23 protein-coding genes are annotated in these 23,594 nt (G+C 47.8%); 22 read left to right on the top strand and 1 reads right to left on the bottom strand.

Annotation, left to right across the window (positions count from 1 at the left end; translation table 11 throughout):
• The first annotated feature begins 14 nt into the window (after positions 1 to 14).
• Genes def through BBI11_RS10030 form a run of 8 tightly spaced genes read left to right on the top strand, consistent with a single transcriptional unit; the run spans position 15 to position 7,771 of the window.
• Positions 15 to 521: a peptide deformylase gene (def, locus tag BBI11_RS10065; protein ID WP_068462916.1), complete on the top strand. Its 507-nt coding sequence runs from the start codon at positions 15 to 17 to the stop codon at positions 519 to 521.
• A complete protein-coding gene (gene fmt, locus BBI11_RS10060) occupies positions 518 to 1,450 on the top strand; it encodes a methionyl-tRNA formyltransferase (RefSeq protein ID WP_068462914.1) in 933 nt (310 codons plus the stop codon). Before def ends, fmt begins: the two co-directional genes overlap by 4 nt.
• Positions 1,447 to 2,802 carry a 16S rRNA (cytosine(967)-C(5))-methyltransferase RsmB gene (rsmB, locus tag BBI11_RS10055; protein WP_068462912.1) on the top strand — a complete coding sequence of 452 codons (1,356 nt, stop codon included), beginning with the start codon at positions 1,447 to 1,449 and terminating at the stop codon, positions 2,800 to 2,802. The genes fmt and rsmB overlap by 4 nt, the downstream gene beginning before the upstream one ends.
• Positions 2,803 to 2,820: 18 nt before the next feature.
• Positions 2,821 to 3,570, top strand: coding sequence for a Stp1/IreP family PP2C-type Ser/Thr phosphatase (locus BBI11_RS10050; RefSeq protein ID WP_335645507.1), 750 nt, complete (start codon positions 2,821 to 2,823; stop codon positions 3,568 to 3,570).
• Positions 3,571 to 3,572: 2 nt separating this feature from the next.
• Entirely contained in the window at positions 3,573 to 5,549 is a 1,977-nt protein-coding gene (gene pknB, locus BBI11_RS10045) for a Stk1 family PASTA domain-containing Ser/Thr kinase (RefSeq protein WP_068462909.1), read from the top strand.
• Between the two features lie 32 nt (positions 5,550 to 5,581).
• Positions 5,582 to 6,478: a ribosome small subunit-dependent GTPase A gene (gene rsgA / locus BBI11_RS10040; protein ID WP_068462908.1), complete on the top strand. Its 897-nt coding sequence runs from the start codon at positions 5,582 to 5,584 to the stop codon at positions 6,476 to 6,478.
• The gene (rpe, locus tag BBI11_RS10035) at positions 6,471 to 7,136 is read left to right on the top strand and encodes a ribulose-phosphate 3-epimerase (RefSeq protein ID WP_068462906.1); all 666 of its coding nucleotides are present in this window, start codon (positions 6,471 to 6,473) and stop codon (positions 7,134 to 7,136) included. The genes rsgA and rpe overlap by 8 nt, the downstream gene beginning before the upstream one ends.
• Complete coding sequence (locus BBI11_RS10030) at positions 7,133 to 7,771, top strand: thiamine diphosphokinase (RefSeq protein ID WP_068462904.1); 639 nt, start codon at positions 7,133 to 7,135, stop codon at positions 7,769 to 7,771. The genes rpe and BBI11_RS10030 overlap by 4 nt, the downstream gene beginning before the upstream one ends.
• A gap of 57 nt (positions 7,772 to 7,828) precedes the next feature.
• On the opposite strand, the gene rpmB is transcribed toward BBI11_RS10030, so the two are convergent.
• A complete protein-coding gene (gene rpmB, locus BBI11_RS10025; protein ID WP_058383551.1) occupies positions 7,829 to 8,017 on the bottom strand; it encodes a 50S ribosomal protein L28 in 189 nt (62 codons plus the stop codon).
• A gap of 220 nt (positions 8,018 to 8,237) precedes the next feature.
• Between rpmB and BBI11_RS10020 the strand changes: the two genes are divergently transcribed.
• The 14 genes from BBI11_RS10020 to BBI11_RS09955 all read left to right on the top strand — a co-directional run bounded on the left by BBI11_RS10020 (position 8,238) and on the right by BBI11_RS09955 (position 23,589).
• Positions 8,238 to 8,600 carry an Asp23/Gls24 family envelope stress response protein gene (locus tag BBI11_RS10020; RefSeq protein ID WP_058383552.1) on the top strand — a complete coding sequence of 121 codons (363 nt, stop codon included), beginning with the start codon at positions 8,238 to 8,240 and terminating at the stop codon, positions 8,598 to 8,600.
• Positions 8,601 to 8,618: 18 nt separating this feature from the next.
• Positions 8,619 to 10,271 carry a DAK2 domain-containing protein gene (locus BBI11_RS10015; RefSeq protein ID WP_068462901.1) on the top strand — a complete coding sequence of 551 codons (1,653 nt, stop codon included), beginning with the start codon at positions 8,619 to 8,621 and terminating at the stop codon, positions 10,269 to 10,271.
• 224 nt (positions 10,272 to 10,495) lie between these two features.
• Entirely contained in the window at positions 10,496 to 11,158 is a 663-nt protein-coding gene (gene sdaAB / locus BBI11_RS10010; protein WP_068462899.1) for an L-serine ammonia-lyase, iron-sulfur-dependent subunit beta, read from the top strand.
• 16 nt (positions 11,159 to 11,174) lie between these two features.
• A complete protein-coding gene (gene sdaAA / locus BBI11_RS10005) occupies positions 11,175 to 12,074 on the top strand; it encodes an L-serine ammonia-lyase, iron-sulfur-dependent, subunit alpha (RefSeq protein ID WP_068462897.1) in 900 nt (299 codons plus the stop codon).
• Complete coding sequence (recG, locus tag BBI11_RS10000; protein ID WP_068465726.1) at positions 12,064 to 14,106, top strand: ATP-dependent DNA helicase RecG; 2,043 nt, start codon at positions 12,064 to 12,066, stop codon at positions 14,104 to 14,106. The genes sdaAA and recG overlap by 11 nt, the downstream gene beginning before the upstream one ends.
• Before the next feature lie 89 nt (positions 14,107 to 14,195).
• Complete coding sequence (fapR, locus tag BBI11_RS09995; RefSeq protein ID WP_068462895.1) at positions 14,196 to 14,780, top strand: transcription factor FapR; 585 nt, start codon at positions 14,196 to 14,198, stop codon at positions 14,778 to 14,780.
• The gene (gene plsX, locus BBI11_RS09990; protein WP_068462893.1) at positions 14,777 to 15,769 is read left to right on the top strand and encodes a phosphate acyltransferase PlsX; all 993 of its coding nucleotides are present in this window, start codon (positions 14,777 to 14,779) and stop codon (positions 15,767 to 15,769) included. The genes fapR and plsX overlap by 4 nt, the downstream gene beginning before the upstream one ends.
• A complete protein-coding gene (gene fabD, locus BBI11_RS09985) occupies positions 15,766 to 16,704 on the top strand; it encodes an ACP S-malonyltransferase (RefSeq protein WP_068462892.1) in 939 nt (312 codons plus the stop codon). The genes plsX and fabD overlap by 4 nt, the downstream gene beginning before the upstream one ends.
• On the top strand, positions 16,701 to 17,447 hold the full coding sequence (fabG, locus tag BBI11_RS09980) for a 3-oxoacyl-[acyl-carrier-protein] reductase (RefSeq protein ID WP_068462890.1): 747 nt from the start codon (positions 16,701 to 16,703) through the stop codon (positions 17,445 to 17,447). The genes fabD and fabG overlap by 4 nt, the downstream gene beginning before the upstream one ends.
• A gap of 40 nt (positions 17,448 to 17,487) precedes the next feature.
• Positions 17,488 to 17,724, top strand: a complete 237-nt coding sequence (locus BBI11_RS09975; protein ID WP_068462888.1) for an acyl carrier protein — start codon at positions 17,488 to 17,490, stop codon at positions 17,722 to 17,724.
• A 139-nt stretch (positions 17,725 to 17,863) separates the two neighbouring features.
• Entirely contained in the window at positions 17,864 to 18,619 is a 756-nt protein-coding gene (gene rnc / locus BBI11_RS09970) for a ribonuclease III (RefSeq protein ID WP_068462886.1), read from the top strand.
• A gap of 2 nt (positions 18,620 to 18,621) precedes the next feature.
• Positions 18,622 to 22,170 (top strand): chromosome segregation protein SMC, encoded by a 3,549-nt coding sequence (gene smc / locus BBI11_RS09965; protein ID WP_068462884.1) that lies wholly within the window; start codon positions 18,622 to 18,624, stop codon positions 22,168 to 22,170.
• An 11-nt stretch (positions 22,171 to 22,181) separates the two neighbouring features.
• A complete protein-coding gene (ftsY, locus tag BBI11_RS09960; RefSeq protein WP_068462883.1) occupies positions 22,182 to 23,198 on the top strand; it encodes a signal recognition particle-docking protein FtsY in 1,017 nt (338 codons plus the stop codon).
• 67 nt (positions 23,199 to 23,265) lie between these two features.
• On the top strand, positions 23,266 to 23,589 hold the full coding sequence (locus BBI11_RS09955) for a putative DNA-binding protein (protein ID WP_058383565.1): 324 nt from the start codon (positions 23,266 to 23,268) through the stop codon (positions 23,587 to 23,589).
• Positions 23,590 to 23,594 lie beyond the last annotated feature (5 nt).

Genomic DNA, 23,594 nt, shown 5'->3' with positions numbered 1-23,594 from the left:
AAAGAGGAATCATAATGGCAATCCGTGAAATAGTGAAACATCCGAACGAAGTATTGGAAACAGCGTGCAAGAAGGTCACTGAATTCGACCGTGAGCTTGCTGTTCTACTGGACGATATGCACGATACGATGATTGAAGCAGACGGTGTCGGCATTGCCGCGCCGCAAGTAGGAGTCTCGTTGAGAGTAGCAATCGTCGATTTTCAGGAAGGGCAAGAACCGATTGAAATGATCAACCCGGAACTGGCGTTATTCGAAGGAACGGAAACGGATATCGAAGGCTGCTTGAGCTTTCCAGGCATATTCGGTGAAGTGGAACGCCACGGCCGGATCAAGATCAAAGCGCAAGAACGCGATGGTTCATGGTACGAACTAGAAGCGGAAGGTTATGAAGCACGTGCCATTCTCCATGAAATGGATCATTTGGACGGTGTGTTATTCACGAGCAAAATCGACAAATACGTGACCCAGGAAGAATTGGATGAACTGATCCGCCAGCAAGAAGAGGAGGATGTGCTTTGACCAAAATCGTATTCATGGGGACGCCGGCATTTTCGGCTCCTATTCTGAAAATGCTCGTCGAAGAAGGGCATACAATTGTATCGGTTGTGACACAGCCTGACCGCCCTGTTGGCCGGAAGAAAATCCTAACGCCGACACCGGTGAAAGAACAGGCGCTAGAACTGGGCTTGCCAATCTATCAGCCGGAAAAACTAAAAGACCCTGAGCAGGCACAAAAAATTCTTGACCTTGAGCCGGATTTGATCGTGACGGCGGCTTTTGGGCAGATTTTGCCGACCGCCATACTCGAAGCCCCAACACTTGGCGCGATTAATGTGCACGCCTCGCTGCTTCCGGAATACCGCGGCGGCGCGCCGATTCATCAAGCGATTATCGACGGAAAAAAAGAAACCGGTGTCACGATCATGTATATGGTCGACCGCTTGGATGCGGGAGATATTATCTCGCAAACGACTGTGCCGATCGAAGATACAGATCATACGGGAAGTATGTTCGAAAAACTGAGTACAGCGGGAATGGATTTGTTGAAAGAGACTTTGCCATCGATTATTGATGGCACCAATCCACGGATTCCGCAAGACGAAGAGCGCGTCACGTTTGCCCGCAATATTTCAAGAGAACAAGAACGCATTGACTGGGACAAATCCGCATATGAAATCTATAACCAAGTGCGCGGCTTGCACCCATGGCCAGTCGCATTCACAACGTTTGACGGCGCCAATATCAAAGTATGGTGGTCAGAAATCTCTGACAGCCAAAAAGGCGGAGCACCGGGTGTAATTGTCGAACTAGCAAAAGACGCCATCATTGTTCAGACTGGTGACGGGACACTTGCCATCAAGGAATTGCAACCTGCTGGAAAAAAACGCATGACGGCTGAAGATTATTTGCGCGGCCCGAAATTACAGGTAGGAGATCGATTCGAATGAAAAACAAGAAAATCCACGGCAATGTGAGAGATGCAGCATTGTCGATTCTCTATGCTGTGGAAAACAAACAGGCATACAGCAACCTCCTACTGAATACAACGATGGACAGCTATGGCATTTCCGCGAAAAATAAAGGTTTGCTGACGGAAATCACATACGGTACGCTGCAACATCAAATGACCTTGGATTATTATTTAGAACCGTATATTAAAGGAAAGCTCGATCCATGGGTACGGACGCTTTTGCGCTTATCGCTCTACCAAATCGTCTATTTGGACCGTATCCCGTTCCACGCTGTCATCAACGAAGCCGTAGAAATTGCCAAACGGCGCGGGCATGGCGGCATTGGGTCGGTCGTCAACGGCATTTTGCGCTCCGTTCAGCGACAAGGCGTGCGTTCATTTAATGAAATTGCAGATCCAATTAAGAAAATATCCATCGAAACAAGCCACCCGGAATGGATGATCAAGCGTTGGTCTGAACAATTCGGAATGCAGACAGCCCGTGAAATGGCGCTCGAAAACAATAAAGCACCGCTTCAGACAGTGCGTGTCAATACCGTCCAGGCGACGCCAGAACAAGTCATTGAAATGCTCGAATCAGAAGGGCTCAGTGCCGAACCGAGTAAAATTATTCCGGAATGCCTGATCGTTACAGGCGGACAGCCAGTGCGCACACAGACGTTTGAAAAAGGCTTTATTACCATACAAGATGAAAGTTCGATGCTTCCGGCTTATGCGCTGCAAATCGAACCGGGCATGAAGGTCTTAGATATGTGTGCGGCACCTGGTGGAAAGACGACCCATATTGCTGAAAAACTAGAAGGACGAGGCACGGTGCTAGCGATGGACTTGCACGCTCACAAAGTCAAACTGATTGAAGAAACAGCTAAGCGCCTAGGCCATCAAATTATCGACACCACAGTCGGTGACGGGCGCGAAAGCAGTGAGCGTTTCGGTTTGGAAAGTTTCGACCGCGTTTTAGTGGATGCACCGTGCAGCGGCCTTGGTGTCATCAAGCGCAAGCCGGATATCAAATACACAAAAACACCGGATGATTTCGAGCGATTGCAGACGATTCAATTGTCGCTGCTCGATGAAGCGGTGAAACTATTGAAGCCAGGAGGCATTCTAGTTTATAGTACGTGCACCATTGATACCGAAGAAAATCGTGGAACTGCTGAGAAATTCATGAATACTCATCCAGAAATGGAACAAATTCCAGCTGATTTGCCTAAAGCATTCAAAAGCAAAGGGCAAGGACTGGTCCAAGTATTCCCGCAGGATTTCGGGAGTGATGGATTTTTTATCGCAAGCTTTAGAAAAATCGACGGCATACGTGCCGAAAGCTAAAAAGCGGGGTGTCCACTATTGTTGCAGTATGTAATTGAAAGCGATACCGGTAGAAAAAGAGAAATCAATGAAGACCGCGTCGCTGTGCATAGACGTTCCGATGGATTGTTGCTCGTCCTCGTCGCAGATGGCATGGGCGGCCATAATGCTGGCGATGTCGCGAGTCGAATGACAGTCGATGAACTCGGTGCCAGATTCATGGATGCCAACGCTGAACAATTTCGTTCAGCAGACGAGAAAACAGCTTGGTTGTCTGAACAAGTGTTGCAGGTAAACCGAGCTGTTTACGAGCATTCCATCACCCATCGCGAATGCAAGGGCATGGGCACCACTTTGATTGCCGCATTAATCGAAGGAGAAGATTGCGTGTTATGCCATATCGGCGATAGCCGTGCCTATATGATTGGAGAATCGATGGCTCAAGTGACCCGTGACCATTCCTATGTCAACGTCTTGGTCGATAATGGCGAAATCACACAAGAGCAGGCAGAGGATCATCCCAAGAAAAACTGGATTCTGCGCTCTTTGGGGACAGAGCCGGATATCGAACGGGAAATGCATCATTTTTCGCTTGCCGGCATTTCTTATTTTCTGGTATGTACGGATGGTCTCAGCAATAAATTGAGTGAACGGGACATTTCGTCAATCGTCCGTTCCAAAGCTTCTTTGTCTCAAAAAGGCAAAGCTATGGTCGCGCTGGCCAATGACCTCGGCGGTGAAGACAATATTTCATTCGTATTGTTGACGGCGCTTGGTGAGGAGGTGTAGCGATGTTAATCGGAAAACGAATCAATGGCCGCTATAAAGTACTTGAAGCGATCGGCAGCGGAGGCATGTCCAATGTCTATTTAGCACATGATATGATCCTAGATCGTGATGTCGCCATTAAAGTGCTGCGCTATGACTTCAACAATGAAGAAGAATTGCGGCGCCGCTTTAAACGTGAGGCATTGTCCTCGACAAGCCTTGGGCACCCGAACATCGTCAGTATTTTCGATGTTGGGGAAGACAATGACTTGCCATATCTCGTTATGGAATATGTACCGGGCGATACATTGAAGGAATATATCATTAAACATTCCCCAGTCGAACCGGAACGTGCAGTGGAAATCATGTCGCAATTGGCCTCGGCTCTCGCACATGCCCATCACAATCATATCGTCCACCGGGATATCAAGCCGCAAAATGTACTGGTCGATGAAGATGGCAATGTTAAAATTTCTGATTTCGGTATAGCCATGGCATTGAGCGCTACTTCCTATACGCAGACCAATTCCGTGCTCGGCACCGTGCATTACCTATCGCCAGAGCAGGCAAGAGGCGGCATGGCCAATAAAAAGTCCGATATTTACTCGCTGGGCATTGTCATGTATGAATTGTTGACAGGAAAGCTTCCGTTTTCAGGGGAGTCGGCTGTAGCGATCGCTTTGAAGCATTTGCAGACGGATACGCCTTCTTTAAAGGCTAGCGTTCCCGACCTGCCGCAAAGCTTGGAAAATATCGTGTTGAAAGCAACCGCCAAAAATCCGCAGTATCGCTATGCATCAGCCGATGAAATGGCACAAGACCTTGCGACAGCTTTGACACCAGAACGTCTGAGCGAACCGAAATTTGCGGTGCCTGTAGATGAAGGGGAGACCCGGGCAATGCCGGCCATCAAAGATTCGGGTACTTACGAACAAGCCGATGCGACCAAGACGATGGCGCTTCCTATCAAAGAAGAAAAACAAGAACCGAAAAAATCAGCTAAAAAGAAAAAACGTAAAAAAACACCAATTATTTTGTCAATTGTCGCTTTTTTGGTATTGGCTGGGTTGATTACTGTTTTTGCGTTTCCTGGATTGTTTGAGCCAAAGCAAGTAGCCGTTCCGGATGTTTCCGAAATGGAAAGAGAAGCCGCGCATGAAGAGTTGACCGCTGCTGGTTTTGTCGTTGCGGAAGAATCCGAGCAGTTTTCAGAAGAAGTTGAAGAAAATCATGTTATTCGTACCATCCCCGAAGCTGGAAAAATGCGTGATTTGGAATCAAGCATCAGCTTATTTATTAGCAAGGGCAAAGAAACAGCTGAATTCGATGATTTTGTCGGCAGTTCGCTTGAACAAGCACAGCAGGTGCTAGAAGGCACAAATTTTGCCTCGCCGGATGTGCGAGAGGAATTTTCCGATGAACCGCCCGGTACCATCCTTAGCCAAAACCCAGCAGCTGGAACAGAAGTCGTTATCAGTGAAACAGCTGTCGAATTTGTCGTCAGTAAAGGACCTGACTTGCGTGAAGTAGAAGATTTAAGCGGTTACGGGGAAGCAGAGTTGAATGAATATGCCCGTTCATCGGGGTTCAATATCCGCATCGTTCGTGAAGAAGAGTCGGATTCTGTGGAAGCGGGATTGGTGCTGTCGCAAAATGTCGCAGGTGGCGAGATGCTTGAAGTCGGTAGTACGATTGAAGTCGTCTTATCATCGGGCAGTGCAGAGCTGCCGGTGAAGACCTATGTCGAAACGGTTGAAATTCCTTATGAGCCGGCAGAACCAGCAGAAGAAGGTGAAGAGCCGGTCGAGCAGACGATTCGCGTCTATATCGAAGACCAGAACCAAAGCATGGTTGAGCCGGTTGAGGAGTTCACCATTACAGAAGCCACTGATCACCAGCTTGATATGCAAATCGTTGAAGGCGGCAGTGCTTCTTACCGAATCGTTCGGGACGCCACAATCATCTTAGAAAAGACTGTGAGTTATGAGGACGCAGATTAAACAATTATATGTATGGGATAAGGAGTGGTGCTATGCCGAAAGGTCAGATCAGAAAAGCCTTGAGCGGATTCTATTATGTATTGGATGAAGACGGGCATCGTTATGTGCAATGCCGTGGCCGGGGTGTTTTCCGCAACCGCCAAATCACGCCGCTTGTTGGGGATTTCGTCGAGTATAAAGCGGATAATGACCGAGAAGGAACGATACTCGATATCGAAGAACGCAAAAACGAACTAGTGCGTCCACCAATCGCCAATATCGACCAGGCAATTTTAGTGTTTTCAGCAAAGCAGCCTGATTTTCATCCATTGCTATTAGACCGTTTTCTCGTAGCGGTTGAATCGTTCGATATTCAACCGGTTATTTGCCTGACAAAAACCGATTTAATGTCCGAATCAGAGCGAACAGCGCTAGACCGTTATGCGGATGAGTACCGGACAATCGGCTACGAGGTCATTGAATCGTTTATCGACGATCCGAGCTTGCAGGCACGGCTAATGCCGGTGCTTGAAGGCAAAACGAGTGTTCTTGCCGGACAATCGGGCGTCGGCAAGTCAACTTTACTGAATACCATTTTGCCGTCGTTGAAGCTAAAGACCGATGACATTTCGCAAGCCTTAAACCGTGGTAAGCATACGACGCGCCACGTCGAATTGATTAGTGTGAACGGGGGCTTGCTTGCTGATACTCCAGGGTTCAGTTCTTTTGATTTCGAACAACTGGATAAAGAGCAATTATCGGCATGTTTCCCCGAAATGGAGGAACGTTCAGGAGGTTGTAAATTCCGTGAATGCCTGCATTTAAATGAACCGAAATGCGCCATCAAAAAAGCAGTGGAAACCGGGGATATTCCTGAGTATCGTTATAAGCATTATTTGAAATTTTTGGAAGAAATAATGAATCGAAAGCCGAGGTATTCACATGATTAAAATCGCACCGTCTATTTTAGCAGCAGATTTTGCCAAGCTTGGTCAAGAAGTACAGGAAGTCGAGAAAGCTGGGGCGGATTGGATCCATATTGATGTTATGGACGGCCATTTCGTTCCAAACATTACGATGGGGCCCATTGTAGTCGATGCGCTTCGCCCGTTGACAAAGCTTCCACTTGATGTCCATTTGATGATTGAAAATGCGGACCGGTATATCGAGGATTTTGCCAAGGCTGGAGCGGATTATATTACGGTCCATGTTGAAGCGTGCCCGCATCTTCACCGTACCATTCAATTGATTCGCTCGTTCGGCGTGAAACCGGGTGTTGTCTTGAATCCACATACACCCATCGAAACGATTCAGCATGTTTTGGAAGATATCGACTTGGTACTGTTCATGACCGTTAACCCTGGCTTTGGCGGACAGAAATTCATCCATTCAGTCGTCCCAAAAGTTGCAGCCTTATCCCAGCTGATCAACGACAAAGGCTTGTCGGTCGAGATCCAAATCGACGGCGGCATTAACGAAGAAACAATTGTTCCATGCGCAGAAGCAGGGGCGAACGTCTTTGTGGCCGGTTCTGCCATCTTCGGTAAAGAAGACCGCGCACAAGCGTTGCAGGCGATTAAAAAAGCGGGGCTAGGAGTTATCTCGTGATAGTCGTCATCACAGCAGGAGGTCCGGCAGATGAATTGCCGGACCTTTCTTTATATGAAGGGGCACTGCATATTGGGGTGGATGCGGGCGTCATGACACTGCTTGAGCGTGGCATTGAGCCGGCGGAGGCTGTGGGGGATTTTGATTCGGTGACGGACAGCGAATATGAAAAAATTCGCTTAGCTTTTCCGGAGCTGGAGCGATCGCCTTCGGAAAAAGATGAATCGGATACGGAACTTGCCTTGAAAAAAGCGATGGATTACAATCCGGAAACTGTTATCGTTGCAGGGGTGACTGGCGGGAGGCTTGACCATTATTTAGCAGCCTTGCAAATTGTGTTTGCTTATCAAAAAAGCTATCCGCTTGTCGACTTTAGGGTGTTAAACAAGCAGAATCGCATTCGTTTCATGAAACCCGGTACATATCAAATGAAGGCGGATAATGACTTCACCTATATATCCTTTTATCCATTTTCAGAAGAAGTGAGCGGTTTTACGATAAAAGGATTTAAATATCCAGTGAAAGATGAGCGGATTTCGTTCGGTTCGACACGCTTCACCAGCAATGAATTAGCAGGCGATGGAACGGTCTCATTTACAAAGGGAGACTTGATCGTCATCGAAAGTTCCGATTGAACGCACGAAAAAATGCCAGGCTGACAATTGTCAGACCTGGCATTATTCATGAGCGGTTTAGACGCGCTCAACTTTTCCTGATTTCAATGCTCTCGCGGAAACCCATACACGTTTCGGCTTGCCGTCTACAAGGATGCGAACTTTTTGAAGGTTTGCTCCCCATGTACGTTTTGTCGAGTTCAACGCGTGTGAACGGCTGTTTCCTGCACGAGCTTTACGTCCAGATACTGCACATACTTTTGGCATGTAAGTCCCTCCTCACAAGTGAAGCTGAAAATTATAATAGAATTTCAGTTCGTTTTTCGTTTCACATACTTTAATAATTTACCATAGAAAAAAGAGGGGCGCAAGTGAAAATCACAGCCTTTCAAGAAAAAAACCTTTACAGCCTAAAACGTTGGCTTTTCTTATAAAGGGCTTTCATGTAGAATGAAAAGAGTGAAATAGGACTCGAGGAGGAATTTTAATGTCGATTGAGTTGAATAATGAATATGGTCAAATCGATATTTCTAATGATGTGATAGCCCAAATAGCCGGCGGCGCTGCGATCGAATGCTACGGTATCGTAGGGATGGCAACTAAACACCAGATCCGCGATGGCCTCACGGATATTCTCCGCAAAGAAAACTTTGCCAAAGGAGTCCTTGTGCGCCAGGAAGATGGCGATTTGGTCATTGATATGTATGTAATCATCAGCTACGGAACAAAAATTTCGGAAGTGGCGTATCAAGTCCAATCAAAAGTGAAATATACGATAACAAAAACATTGGGCATGCCGGTTAGTGCGGTAAACATTTATGTCCAGGGTGTTCGTGTGACGAACCCGTAAGAGGAGGAAAATTCGGTTATGAAGTCATTAAACGGAGTGAAATTCGCTGAGATGGTACAGATGGGTTCGCACCATCTATACCAAAATGCGGATTATGTAGATGCATTGAACGTTTTCCCTGTGCCTGATGGCGATACTGGGACGAACATGAATTTATCGATGACATCCGGTGCTAAAGAGACGGAATCTCATGCACAAGAACATATCGGAAAAACAGCAAGTGCTTTATCGAAAGGCCTCCTAATGGGAGCGCGCGGCAACTCGGGCGTCATTTTATCCCAATTGTTCCGCGGATTCGGCAAGTTCATTGCTGACGAGCAGGAACTATCTGCGAAAAAATTGGCAGAAGCTTTGCAACATGGGGTCGAGACGGCTTATAAAGCCGTCATGAAACCAGTTGAAGGGACAATCCTAACAGTCGCAAAAGACGCGGCAGCAAAAGGCATGACCTTAGCAGACAGCGAAGAAGATATCATCGTACTGTTTGAAGCGGTCGTTACAGAAGCAAAAGCATCACTTGAGAGAACTCCGGATCTATTGCCGGTACTCAAAGAAGTTGGTGTTGTTGACAGTGGCGGGCAAGGTCTTGTTTATGTCTACGAAGGATTTCTTGCCTCATTGAAAGGCGAAGCCCTACCTGAGAAGCATGTCGATAATTCGATGGATGATTTGGTCAGTGCTGAGCATCACAAAAACATTGCCGGCTTCATGAACACGGAAGATATCGAATTCGGCTATTGTACAGAATTTATGGTTAAATTCGAAGACGATAAACGCTCGTTCAACGAAGCTGCATTTCGAACGGACTTGAGCGCTTATGGCGATTCGTTATTAGTTATTTCAGACGACGAAATTGCGAAAATCCATATTCACTCTGAAGAGCCGGGGAAAGTTCTTACATACGGCCAAGAATACGGAAGCCTGATCAGCATGAAGATCGAAAATATGCGCCAGCAGCATACCGATATTGTCGGGGAAGGCCATAAAAAAGCCGCTCCAACGGAAGAAACGAAACACCCATACGCAATCGTCACGATCGCAATGGGTGAAGGCGTAGCGGAACTGCTTCGTTCAATCGGTGCCTCCTATGTAATTGAAGGCGGCCAGACGATGAATCCGTCAACAGAAGACATTGTCAATGCAGTTCGGTCGATCGGTGCTGAGCGCGTCTTGATCCTACCAAACAACAAAAACATCATCATGGCAGCGGAACAAGCGGCAGAGCTTCTCGATATCGAAGCGGCTGTTGTGCCGACAAAAGATGTCCCGCAAGGCATGTCGGCGCTGTTAGCCTTCAATCCAGAAGCTGGCGTCGCAGATAACCGCCAAGCGATGGGAGAGGCAATCCAGCATGTCAAGTCGGGATCGGTCACTTTTGCAGTCCGTGACACATCGATCGATGGCATCTCTATTAAAAAAGACGATTTCATGGGGATTTCCGAAGGCAAGATTGTTGTGTCGGATGAAAGCCTGGAAAAAGTCACTGAAGAATTGTGCAAAAAACTGGTCGATGCGGATGCAGAAATCGTCACCATTCTCTTTGGAGAAGATGTCGAAGAAGCCGATGCTGAAAAGCTCGGGGCCTTTATCGAATCATTGAATGGCGATGTCGAAGTGGAAATCCACAACGGCAAGCAGCCACTTTATCCTTATATTCTGGCAGTTGAATAATGTTAGGCGGAGGTCCGGGAATAAGACACCGGGCTTCCGCTTTTTATTTTTCCAAAATAGAAAAGTTTTAGCTGAAGGGCAAAACGATGCGCAACAGAAAGAGTCTTCATAACTGGTGAGAAAAGCCCATGGTTAAGACAATGTATGCGCTTTATTATCTTTGTTTCCTGTGCACTTTTCATGTAAAATGAAATTATACGAGACGGAAAGTGAGGGGTTTGAGCATGAAGTTCAAATCTGTTTTTGATATAATCGGCCCGGTCATGATCGGGCCATCATCTTCGCATACAGCGGGGGCAGCGCGTATCGGTCGAGTAGCGCGAGATTTATTCGGTAGGCAGCCATCATGGGCGAAGATCCATTTGTACGGTTCTTTCGCCGAAACCTATAAAGGGCATTCGACCGATGTAGCGATTATTGGTGGCTTACTAGATTACGATACGTTCGACGAACGCATCAAAACCGCATTTGAAGAAGCGGAAAAGCTTGGCATGAGCTATGAATTTATCCCGGAAACAGGTAATGTCGACCATCCGAATACGGCGCGCATCGTCATTGGGGATGACAAATCCGAAATGTCGATGATGGGCATCTCGATCGGTGGAGGCAAAATCGAAATTACGGAACTGAATGGTTTCCCGCTCAGGCTCTCTGGCAACCATCCGGCGATTCTCGTCGTTCACGACGATCGTTCGGGTTGTATCGCAAACGTAGCGAATTGTTTATATAAATACGACATTAATATTGGCCATATGGAAGTGTCCCGCAAAGAACGTGGCGACATGGCATTGATGGTCATTGAAGTCGATCAAACGGTAAACGTAGAAGTTATGGATGAATTGCGCGAGTTGCCGAATATTACGCAAGTTACGCGCATCGCCGACTAAACAGGAGGTAAGAGAAATGGATGTTCTATTCCGAAATGTAAGGGAACTCGTTGAACGGGCAGAAAAAGAAGGCAAGCTCATTTCTGAAATCATGATTGAGCAAGAAATGCTTATCACAGACCGTTCGCGGGAAGATATTATGCAACAAATGGACCGTAATTTGACGGTCATGGAAGAAGCGGTTGAAAAAGGCCTGCAAGGCGTGCACTCCGTTTCTGGTTTGACGGGTGGAGACGCGGTGCTGTTGCAAAAATACATGCAGCAAGGCAATAGCTTGTCTGGTGATCTACTGCTCGATGCGGTCAGTAAAGCCGTGGCGACCAATGAAGTGAACGCGGCGATGGGTACCATTTGTGCGACGCCGACTGCGGGCTCTGCAGGGGTTGTGCCGGGAACATTATTTGCCGTAAAAAATAAACTGAATCCGACGCGTGAGCAAATGATCCGTTATTTGTTCACTTCGGGTGCTTTTGGATTTGTCGTAGCGAATAACGCTTCGATCTCAGGAGCAGCTGGCGGGTGTCAGGCAGAAGTTGGTTCTGCAGCTGCAATGGCTTCTGCGGCCATTATCGAAATGGCTGGCGGCACACCTCAGCAAAGTTCGGAAGCCTTTGCTATCACTTTAAAGAATATGCTCGGTCTAGTCTGCGACCCTGTGGCGGGGCTCGTAGAAGTGCCATGTGTGAAACGCAATGCGATGGGTGCATCCAATGCAGTCGTTGCAGCAGATATGGCCCTCGCTGGCGTAACCAGCCGCATCCCGTGCGACGAAGTCATCAGCGCCATGTTTGAAATTGGCCAAGCAATGCCTAGCGCGTTCCGTGAAACAGCGAAAGGCGGATTGGCCGCGACACCGACAGGCAAATGGCTGGAATCCAAAATTTTCGGTGGCTCGGTAGTTGGCAGTGGACAATAAAGCACCGGTCTCTTCGTTGAAAGGGGTCGGAAAACAGGCGGCTGAAACCCTGCGGGACATGAAAATCGAAAGTCTTGAAGACTTGATCATGACCTTTCCGTATCGCCACGAGGATTTTCAGCTCAAAGACCTGGCTGAGACGCCCCATAATGAACGGGTAACGGTGGAGGGAAGGGTCGAAAACGAGCCTTCCGTCCTTTTTTTAGGGAAAAATAAATCGCGGACGACTGTGACGGTGCTTGTTGGCCGCCATCTGGTCAAGGCGGTTTTTTTCAACCAACACTATGTGAAAGCCAAACTTCAAATCGGGGCGGTCGTTACCTTGACCGGTAAATGGGACCGTGGCCGCCAATTGATCACGGTGTCCAGCCATTCGATCGGACCGCGGACAGGCGGTGCAGATTTTGAACCGGTGTATAGTTTGAAAGGTTCCATGCACCAAAAAACGTTCCGTAAGTTGATGCGGCAGGCGCTAGACTCTACAAAAGGCGAGCTCTCGGATTGCCTGCCCGCTTCTATCCGGGAAGAGTACCAATTACTGCCGTTTGAGCAAGCACTCGAGACCGTCCATTTTCCAGAAGATGCATCCTCGCTCAAACAAGCAAGACGTCGCTTTGTGTACGAAGAATTACTGCAATTCCAGTTGAAGATGCAGGCGCTGCGCAAGAAAAATCGTGAAGCCGAGGGTGGATCGTTTATCGATTATGATTTGGAGCGCTTAAAAGCATTTATCGATGACTTGCCGTTCGATTTGACCAGTGCGCAAAAGCGCGTCGTCAACGAAATTTGTCGCGATATGAAAGAACCGTTCCGGATGAACCGTTTATTGCAAGGGGACGTCGGATCCGGCAAGACGGTGGTTGCAGCAATTGCTTTATATGCTGCCGTAACAGCAGGTAAACAAGGGGCGCTCATGGCACCGACCGAAATTCTAGCGGAGCAACATGCCAATACGCTTGAAGAATGGTTCCGGCCCTTTGGGGTTAGTGTGGCCTTGTTAACGGGGTCCGTTAAAGGCAAGAGGCGCAAAGAAGTACTAAAGCGGTTAGTGGATGGCGAAATCGATATCCTCATCGGGACCCATGCGTTGATTCAACCGGAAGTGTTGTTTAAAAGCTTGGGCCTTGTTATCACGGATGAGCAGCACCGCTTTGGCGTTGACCAGCGCAGAGTATTGAAAGATAAAGCATTAAATCCGGATGTGTTGTTTATGACAGCGACGCCAATTCCGAGAACGCTCGCGATTTCGGCTTTCGGTGAAATGGATGTGTCAATCATTGATGAAATGCCGGCTGGGCGAAAAGAAATCGAAACGTATTGGATGAAAAAAGAGATGTTTGGCAAGATCGTCGGCCGCATGGAAAAAGAACTTCTTGCCGGTCGACAAGCGTATGTCATCGCTCCACTGATTGAAGAATCCGAAACCTTGGAGTATCAAAATGCCGTCGAACTGTACCAGCAATTAACGGTGTATTTCGAAGGGCGCCATACGGTGGGATTGATGCATGGCCGGCTACACCCGGACGAAAAAGAACAAACGATGCGTGAATTCGCAGAAGGAGAAATTGCTGTGCTGGTGTCGACCACTGTCGTCGAAGTAGGTGTTAACGTCCCGAATGCATCGTTCATGCTTATTTATGATGCTGAGCGATTTGGCTTGTCTCAGCTGCATCAATTGCGCGGGCGGGTCGGGCGCGGCAGTGACCAATCCTATTGTGTGTTATTGGCGGACCCGAAAACGGAGATCGGCAAAGAGCGCATGAATTCGATGACGGAAACCAATGACGGCTTTATCCTGGCTGAAAAGGATTTGGAGCTGCGCGGGCCTGGTGATTTCTTTGGACGCAAGCAAAGCGGTATACCCGAATTCCGTATGGCGGACCTGGTACATGATTACCGGGCACTTGAAGCGGCGAGAAAAGACGCCGAGGCGTTGATCGCCAGTGACTCATTTTGGATTTCGGATGAGACGAAATGTTTGCGGGCGATGCTCGAAGATTCCGGTATTCTGGAAGGTGGAAGACTTGATTAGGATGCAAGGGGACCGATTTTCCTTGCATTCTTTTTTTGTTGTTTATATACTCATATTAGTACCAAGTGCTAATAGCGGGCGGTGACATAGTGAGAAGACCTAAAAAAGAGCGACAGGAAGCGCTGAAATCCTCAATTAAAGACAATCCGTTCGTGACCGATGAAGAATTATCGATCGAGTTCGGGGTCAGTGTGCAGACGATCCGTCTCGACCGGATGGAGCTTTCGATTCCCGAACTTCGGGAGCGCATTAAGCATGTCGCCGAGAAAACTTTTGACGACGAAGTGAAATCCTTGCCAATTGACGAAGTGATCGGCGAAATAATCGACATAGAACTGGACAATAAAGCCATTTCAATTTTTGACGTCAAACCGGAACATGTTTTCCAGCGTAACCGGATAGCCAGAGGGCATCATCTGTTTGCGCAAGCCAATTCCTTGGCGGTAGCGGTGATGAATGAAGAATTGGCGCTCACCGTAAAATCGGAATTGCAATTCCTGAAGCCGGTTAAAGCTGGGCAGCGTGTCGTAGCGAAAGCACAAGTGACCGACAGACAGCCACAAAAGCACCGTGCGTTCGTCAAAGTAGTATCGACGGTTGATCAGGCAGTAGTTTTTATCGGTACATTCGAAATGTACCGCATGACTGAACAAAGTGAAGGTGACAATTCGTGAAAATAGCGATTGATGCAATGGGCGGGGACAACGCCCCAAAAGAAATTATCGAAGGTGTCAAACAAGCGCTCGAAGCGTTTAGCGACGTGGAAATTTTACTTTACGGGCAGCAAGATAAAATCGACGAATACATAAAAACGCAAGACCGATTGACTATTATCCATTGTACGGAAGTGATCGAATCGGAAGACGATCCGGTCCGTTCGGTGCGCCGAAAAAAAGATGCATCGATGGTCCGCATGGCAGAAGCCGTTAAAGAAGGCATCGCGGATGCGGCGGTATCTGCAGGAAATACAGGGGCACTTATGTCCGCTGGCTTGTTTATTGTCGGCCGCATTGACGGAGTCGACCGACCGGCACTGGCGCCGACTTTACCGACGATGGACGGCAAAGGCTTTTTGATGCTGGACCTCGGCGCGAACGCCGATGCCAAACCAGAGCATCTTGTACAATACGCCATCATGGGCAGCATTTATGCCGAAAAAGTGAGAGGCATCGAGAACCCAACAGTCGGCTTATTGAACATTGGAACAGAAGAGAAAAAAGGCAATGAGCTAACAAAATCAGCATTTCCTTTGCTTAAAGAAGCACCTGTCAACTTTATCGGCAACGTGGAGTCGCGCGACTTGCTAAACGGTGCGGCGGATGTAGTCGTTACCGATGGCTTTACCGGCAATATGGTGTTGAAGACGATTGAAGGAACCGCGATGAATGTATTCGCCATGATCAAAGACGTTTTCATGGCTTCGACCAAAACCAAAATTGCAGCAATGCTTGTAAAAAATGATTTAAGCGCGTTAAAAGGCATGTTGGATTACAGTGAATATGGCGGTGCAGGATTATTCGGCTTAAAGGCGCCGGTCATTAAAGCGCACGGCTCATCCAACGGTACCGCATTCTACAATGCCATCCGCCAGGCTCGGACAATGGTTGAGTATGACGTAGCCGGTAAGATTTACAGCACTTTGAAGGAGGAACAATCATCATGAGAAAGCAAATCGCATTTATTTATCCTGGGCAAGGCTCGCAGACAGTGGGCATGGGCGAAAGCTTTCTAGAAGATGATAAAAGCCGACAATTTTTCGATAGCGCCGACCAAGTGCTTGAAATGGAATTGTCGAAATTGATGCTCGAGGGCCCTCAGGAAGAATTGACTTTAACATATCACGCGCAACCGGCACTTTTGACCGTTAGCTCGATGATTACGGAACGACTGATCCGTGCTGGTGTGCGTCCGGATTATACAGCGGGCCATAGCCTCGGTGAATACAGTGCGCTTGTCGCATCAAATGTGCTTGAATTTCCGAAAGCGGTGGAAGTGGTTCATAAGCGCGGCCTGTTCATGAATGAAGCGGTCCCTGCAGGCGAAGGCGCAATGGCTGCCATTTTGGGCATGGATGCAGGCAAGCTCGAAGAAGTAACAGATGATGCGACAAATAGCGCCGGTGTGGTTCAATTGGCTAACTTGAACTGCCCAGGGCAAATCGTTATTTCCGGTACGAAAGCGGGCGTAGAAAAAGCCTGTGAGCTGGCTAAAGAACGCGGTGCCAAACGTGCCATTCCACTTGATGTCAGTGGCCCGTTCCATTCAGAATTAATGCGCGCAGCGTCACATGACTTGGCAAAGGTACTGAGTGATTCATTCTTGCTCAACGCTAAAGTTCCCGTCGTCACGAACTTTAAAGCAGAGCCGGAAACAAACGCGACACAATTGCAGGACATGTTGATCCATCAATTGTATTCTCCTGTGCTTTGGGAACAATCGGTGAGAAAAATGATTGAGCTTGGGGTTACGACCTTTGTTGAAGTCGGACCTGGCAAAGTACTGAGCGGTTTGGTGAAGAAAATCGACCGTTCTGTAAAAGTGATTCCGGTATATGATTTGGAGTCATTTGAAAAAGCGGTAGAGGAGTTGACCAAATGAGTAAACTTACGGGAAAAACAGCCATCGTTACAGGAGCATCGCGCGGCATTGGGGCCGCTATCGCCCGGCGCTTTGCTGAAGAAGGTGCAAATATTGTCGTCAACTACAGTGGCAGTCAGGACAAGGCAGAAGCCGTCGTAGCTGAGATTGAACAAGCGGGCGGCAAAGCCATTGCGGTTAAGGCCAATGTGGCAGACGCAGATGCGGTAAAATCGATGGCGGATGCGGCGATAAAGGAATTTGGCTCGATCGATATTCTCGTTAACAACGCTGGCATCACACGCGATAATTTGATGATGCGCATGAAAGAAGACGAATGGGATGACGTGATCAACACGAACTTAAAAGGTGTTTTCTTGTGCACGAAAGCTGTTACACGTCAAATGATGAAACAACGTGCGGGCCGTATCGTCAATATCGCATCGATTGTTGGCGTCATGGGCAATGCGGGACAAGCGAATTATGTAGCAGCAAAAGCGGGCGTAATTGGCTTAACAAAGACAACAGCAAGAGAACTTGCGAGTCGTGGCATCACTGCTAACGCTGTGGCGCCTGGATTCATCACGACCGATATGACGGAAAAACTCAGCGACGATGTGCAATCGAGCATGCTCGCCCAAATTCCTCTTGCTCGCTTCGGCGCGCCGGAAGATGTGGCAAATGCGGCATTGTTCCTCGCTTCGGATGAAGCCAATTATGTAACCGGCCAAACTTTGCATTTGGACGGCGGCATGGTCATGTAGTCAACAATTATGTATACTGATTTGAGGGGAGGTGACGGCATTGTCAACAGTATTGGAACGCGTAACCAAAGTAATCGTAGATCGTCTTGGTGTGGAAGAAAGCGAAGTGAAACCTGAAGCATCTTTCACAAACGACCTTGGAGCGGATTCATTGGATGTAGTTGAATTGGTCATGGAGCTAGAAGACGAATTCGATATGGAAATTTCCGATGAAGATGCAGAAGGAATGGCAACAGTAGGCGACGCAGTAACTTACATCGAAAAACAACAAGCTTAAGTTGAATAAACGGGATTCGTCCCAGCTTGATAGCACACAAGATTGACGCACAGCCTAGCTGTGCGTCAATTCTCTTTTTGCACAATGCCTGAAAAACAGGTAAAATCAACAAGAGAACATTAGAGGAAGGCAGATAAAAATGGCGATGAAACGAAAACCGAAAAACACCAAACAAATAGCGCTCAAAGAAAGCGCGAAATTGGCATTTGAGCAATTGCAAAAAGAGCTGGACATCCAGTTTGAACGGCCTGCCCTTTTGCAGCAGGCATTTACCCATTCATCTTATGTGAATGAGCATCGAAGAAGACAATTTACGGACAATGAACGCCTGGAGTTTTTAGGTGACGCCGTGTTGGAATTGTCGGTATCGCATTTCCTCTATATGAAATATCCCGAAATGGCTGAAGGCGAACTGACCAAATTGCGCGCATCGATTGTATGTGAGCCATCTCTCGTCCTTTTCGCTAATGAACTAGGCTTTGGCAAATACATTTTGCTCGGCAAAGGCGAGGAACTGACAGGCGGCAGAACACGCCCTGCACTCCTTGCGGACGTCTTCGAGTCATTTGTCGGCGCGCTATATTTGGATCAGGGCTTGGAAAAGGTCGTAGCCTTTTTAGAGGTTGTGCTATTCCCGAAAGTGGAAGTCGGTGCTTTTTCTCATGCGATGGATTACAAAAGCCAATTGCAGGAGCTGGTACAGCAAAAAAATACCGGTACCTTGAATTATGAAATCATCGAAGAAAAGGGTCCTGCACATAGCCGTATTTTTGTGACGCGCGTTTCCCTGGGAGACCAAGAATTAGGTCTAGGCGACGGGCGCTCCAAAAAGGAAGCGGAGCAGAAGGCAGCACAGCTTGCCATCCTTAAATTGCAGGAGACAGCGGAGGATTGAACATGTTTTTGAAAAGATTGGAAGTAATTGGGTTTAAATCGTTCGCCGATCGAGTTGGCATCGATTTTGTCCCGGGCGTTACCGCCGTGGTCGGGCCAAATGGCAGCGGCAAAAGCAATGTAACCGACGCAATTCGGTGGGTTCTCGGTGAGCAATCTGCGAAATCACTACGCGGTGCAAAAATGGAAGATGTCATCTTTGCCGGGAGCGATTCAAGAAAAGCGCTGAATTTTGCAGAAGTCACTTTAGTATTGGATAACACAGACGGCAAAGCCCCTCTCGATTACAGCGAAATCAGCGTAACGAGAAGGGTTTTTCGCAGTGGAGAAAGCGCTTATCTATTAAATAAGCAGGCTTGTCGTTTAAAAGATATTACCGACTTGTTCATGGATTCAGGGCTTGGCAAGGAAGCTTTTTCAATCATCTCCCAAGGGAGAGTAGATGAAATACTCAATAGTAAAGCAGACGAACGTCGGTCGATTTTTGAAGAAGCTGCCGGTGTATTGAAATACAAGCAAAGAAAACGTAAAGCTGAGTTTAAGTTGAACGAAACAGACGAAAACTTGAACCGCGTGCTAGATATTCTCCACGAACTGGATGGGCGCATGGAACCTTTGCAAATGCAGGCTTCCTCAGCCCGTGACTACCTCGATATGAGTGCGCAGCTGAAAGATGCAGACATCGCGCTATTGGCTCACGACGCAAATGCCCTGAAAGCACAACTGTCAGAGCTATCACAAGAAGCAAAGCAGCACGGAGCACAAGAGCAGCAACTTGCTTCTGAGATTTCAGAGACAGAACGGTTGATTGCCGCTTCGAAAAAATCGGTGCATGCACTGGATAAAAAAATTGATGCGGCACAAGTGGCACTAGTCGAAGCGAGTTCGGAATCCGAGAAATGGGAAGGCCGCAAATTGCTAATGTCCGAGAAAAAGCATAATGCGGATCGTCAGCGTCAGGCATTGGAAGATTCGATCAAGGTCGAACGCGAGGAAACAGTTAAGTTAGAACAGCGCCATGCACAACAAAGCGAGGCTCTCGAACAACAAAAAATCCAGCAGCAAAACATACGCAAGTCGGTCCATCAGCTAGAAGCGCAATTGAACTTGACGCCTGCCGATATCGATAATGAAATAGAAATGAAAAAATCACTCTATATCGAATTGATGAACGAACAGGCAGGGTTGAAAAACGAACTGAAAAATATTGATTTCCAACAGCAGCAAATGACCGAGTCGAGTGGCCGCATTGCCGCACAAGAAGAGTCGTTTGAGAAAGAACTTGACCGTTTGTTGAAAGAAAAGCAGCAAGCGCAAAAAGCATACGAAGAAATTCATGCAGACCTGGACAAGAAACGCCAGCATTTCAAAGAACAAGAAGCTAGCGCCAAGCAACTCACAGCAGATTACGACCATAAAAAAACTTTATTGTTCCAGGCGTATCAATCCCATAAACAACTCACTGCCCGCATCGATACCCTGCAGGATCTAGAAGCAGATTATTCCGGGTTCTTCCACGGGGTACGTGAAGTCTTGCAGGCAAGAGAACGCAACGAACTGAGCGGCATTATCGGCGCAGTAGCTGAATTGGCGGATGTTCAAAAGCCATACGCTAAAGCCATCGAAACAGCATTTGGCGCAGCCAGCCAGCATATCGTCACGAGCGACGAAAAAAGTGCCAGCGAAGCGATCCGTTTCTTAAGGACAAAACGCGCAGGGCGCTCCACGTTCCTGCCGATGACGGTCATAAAGCCAAGACAGATTTCCCAGCAAGTGGTGCAAACGGTTTCTGCGCATCCGGCATTTGTCGATATCGCTTCTCAACTCGTCAGTTACGATGAACAATATGCGATGATTTTCCAAAACTTACTTGGCCATGTGCTGGTCGCAAAAGATCTTGAAGGGGCGACATCCATTGCCAAAGCGATTGGCCACCGCTACCGTGTCGTGACATTAGAAGGCGATGTCATCAATGCGGGCGGTTCCATGACGGGTGGGGCGACGAAAAACCAGGCCTCGTTCTTCACCAGAAAGGCAGAACTTGAACAATTGCAACAGCAAGCTGCTGAACTTCAAGGCACCATCGCGGAAGCCGAAGGAAAAGTCCGTGAATTGCAATCGCGTGCAGAAATCGCCGAACAGCAATTAGAGCAGCTTCGGACAGAAGGTGAGCGCTACCGCGAGCTACAAGCGGAAAGTGCCATCCATCTGCGGGAAATTGAAGCGGTATGGAAAACAACCGATAGCCGTTTCACGCTATTCCGTGCAGAACAGCAAACCAAACAAGATCTCTCTGGCCTTGAAAACCGCAAGCAGACGGCAGCCGAGCGCATGGGTGTAATTGTGCAAGAGCTCGAAAGCTTGAACGACGAAATCGAAGAATTGACCGGCTTCAAACAACAGAAAGAAACCGCAAGAGGTGAATTGCTCGCGAAGCTTGCAGAATTCAAGTCAGACATGGCGGTCCGCAAAGAACGGATTCAGCAACTCACTGCGCAAGTCAGCGAATTAGTAGAGCGTCACACGACAAGTCTCAATCGTCTTGCGGAGCTTGAACGGGAGCTCGAGTGGATTCAATCAGAAGAAGCATCCAAAAGCTTTTCGGATGAAGAAATCGAAGCGGAAATCCAAAAATGGTCGAATGCGCGGCAATCAGCAAGCAAAACCGTTGATGCGTCTCGTAATGAACGCCAAAAGCTGCAGCACACACTTGATGAAGAAGAGCAACAATTGCGCGAGCAAAGCCGTATTCATAAAGGATTTACAGAAGCTGTGCGTATCTGTGAAGTGAAAGCGACCCGCCTTGAAGTGCAGTTGCAAGGCTTGCTCGACCAGCTCGTAGATCATTACGAAATGGACCTGGAGACGGCCAGCCGCTACCCGCTTGAAGGGGAAGAAGCAGCCGTCAGAAAACAAGTGAAACTTCTCAAGCAATCGATCGATGAACTTGGCAGCGTCAACATCAGTGCCATTGAAGAATACGAACATGTAGCCGAGCGCCACCGCTTCTTGAGCGAGCAGCGCGACGATTTGAATGAAGCGAAAGATACACTGCGCGGTTTGATCGAGGAAATGGACGAAGAAATGACTTTGCGTTTCGACGAAACCTTCCACGCCATCCGCAGTCATTTCCGCCACGTCTTCAGAGAATTGTTCGGCGGAGGTTCAGCCGATTTGGTCTTGACCAAGCCGTCAGACTTATTGATGACGGGAGTGGACATCATCGCTCAGCCGCCGGGCAAAAAATTACAGAATTTGAGTCTGTTATCAGGTGGCGAACGGGCCTTGACGGCTATTGCTTTGCTGTTTGCTATCTTAAAAGTGCGTCCTGTGCCGTTTTGTGTTCTCGATGAAGTCGAAGCGGCGCTTGATGAATCGAATGTCGTGCGGTACAGTCAGTACTTGAAAAAATTCAGCGAAGATACGCAATTTATCGTCATTACCCATCGCAAAGGAACAATGGAAGGCGCGGATGTGCTATATGGCATCACCATGCAAGAGTCCGGTATTTCCAAATTGGTTTCCGTCAAATTGCAAGAAGACATTAAATAAGGAGTGAGTCTATGAGTTTCTTTAAGAAATTAAAAGATAAATTCAGCAATAACGTTGAGGAAGAACAGTCAACCGAAAAATACCGCGAAGGCTTAAGCAAGACGCGGACTGGCTTCACATCTAAAATCAATGATTTGGTCGCGCGCTACCGGAAAGTCGATGAAGACTTTTTCGAAGAACTTGAAGAAGTGCTATTGCAAGCAGATGTTGGCTTTGAAACCGTTATCGAATTGATGGAAGAATTGCGTTTTGAAGTACAGCGACAAAATGTCAAAGATACCTCCAACGTGCAATCGGTCATTTCCGAAAAATTGGTTGAGATTTACGAGTCGGGTGACCAGCAGCTAAGTGAATTGACGTTCGCCGAATCCGGTCCGACTGTTATTTTGATGGTCGGCGTCAACGGTGTCGGCAAAACGACGACGATTGGCAAACTGGCCCAGCGCCTGAAAAACGAAGGCAAATCCGTCATGCTGGCAGCAGGTGATACATTCCGCGCCGGTGCCATCGATCAACTCGATGTGTGGGGGCAGCGCGTGGGTGTTGAAACCATCAAGCAAAGCGAAGGATCTGATCCAGCAGCGGTCATGTACGACGCTGTGCGTGCTGCGAAATCACGAAATATCGATGTCTTGATTTGCGACACGGCAGGCCGTTTGCAAAACAAGGTCAATTTGATGAATGAATTGCAGAAAGTGCATCGCGTCATTGCCCGAGAAATTCCCGGGGCACCGCATGAGGTGTTGCTTGCGTTAGACGCGACAACGGGCCAAAATGCCATGATTCAAGCACAAACGTTTAAAGAAGTAACCGAAGTAACAGGCATCGTCTTAACAAAGCTTGACGGAACGGCAAAAGGCGGTATCGTCCTCGCAATCCGCAACAAGCTCAATATTCCAGTGAAATTCGTCGGACTTGGTGAAAAACTGGATGACCTTCAGCCGTTCGACCCGCAGAAATACGTTTACGGATTGTTTGCCGAAGGTTTAGACCGTGAAGAACAACAGGAAATAAATGCAGACAAGTAAAATTACTTGACGGAGTCGCCGTGATTCAGTATGGTATACAGGAGTATGAATGGGGTGAGCGTCATTGATGGGGCTAGAAAAAACGACCAGAATGAACTATCTTTTTGATTTTTATCAAGAGCTGCTGACGCCCAAACAGCGCAGCTATATGAGCTTGTATTACCTGGATGACCATTCGCTCGGTGAAATTGCCGAAGAGTATGAAATTACGCGCCAAGCGGTGTATGATAATATCCGCCGGACCGAAGCGATGCTAGAAGAATACGAGGAGAAGTTGCAGCTGTTCGAGAAGTTTCAACGGCGTCAGCAACTCGTCTCGACTTTTGAAAAACAGCCATTCACAGATGACAATGTCCAGAAATTTTTGGACGAGTTGAAGGAATGGGACTAGGAGGC

Source organism: Planococcus maritimus (assembly GCF_001687625.2).
Classification (GTDB): domain Bacteria; phylum Bacillota; class Bacilli; order Bacillales_A; family Planococcaceae; genus Planococcus; species Planococcus maritimus.
Note: the sequence above shows the minus strand (reverse complement) of the source record. Positions and strands in the feature narration are given on the sequence as shown.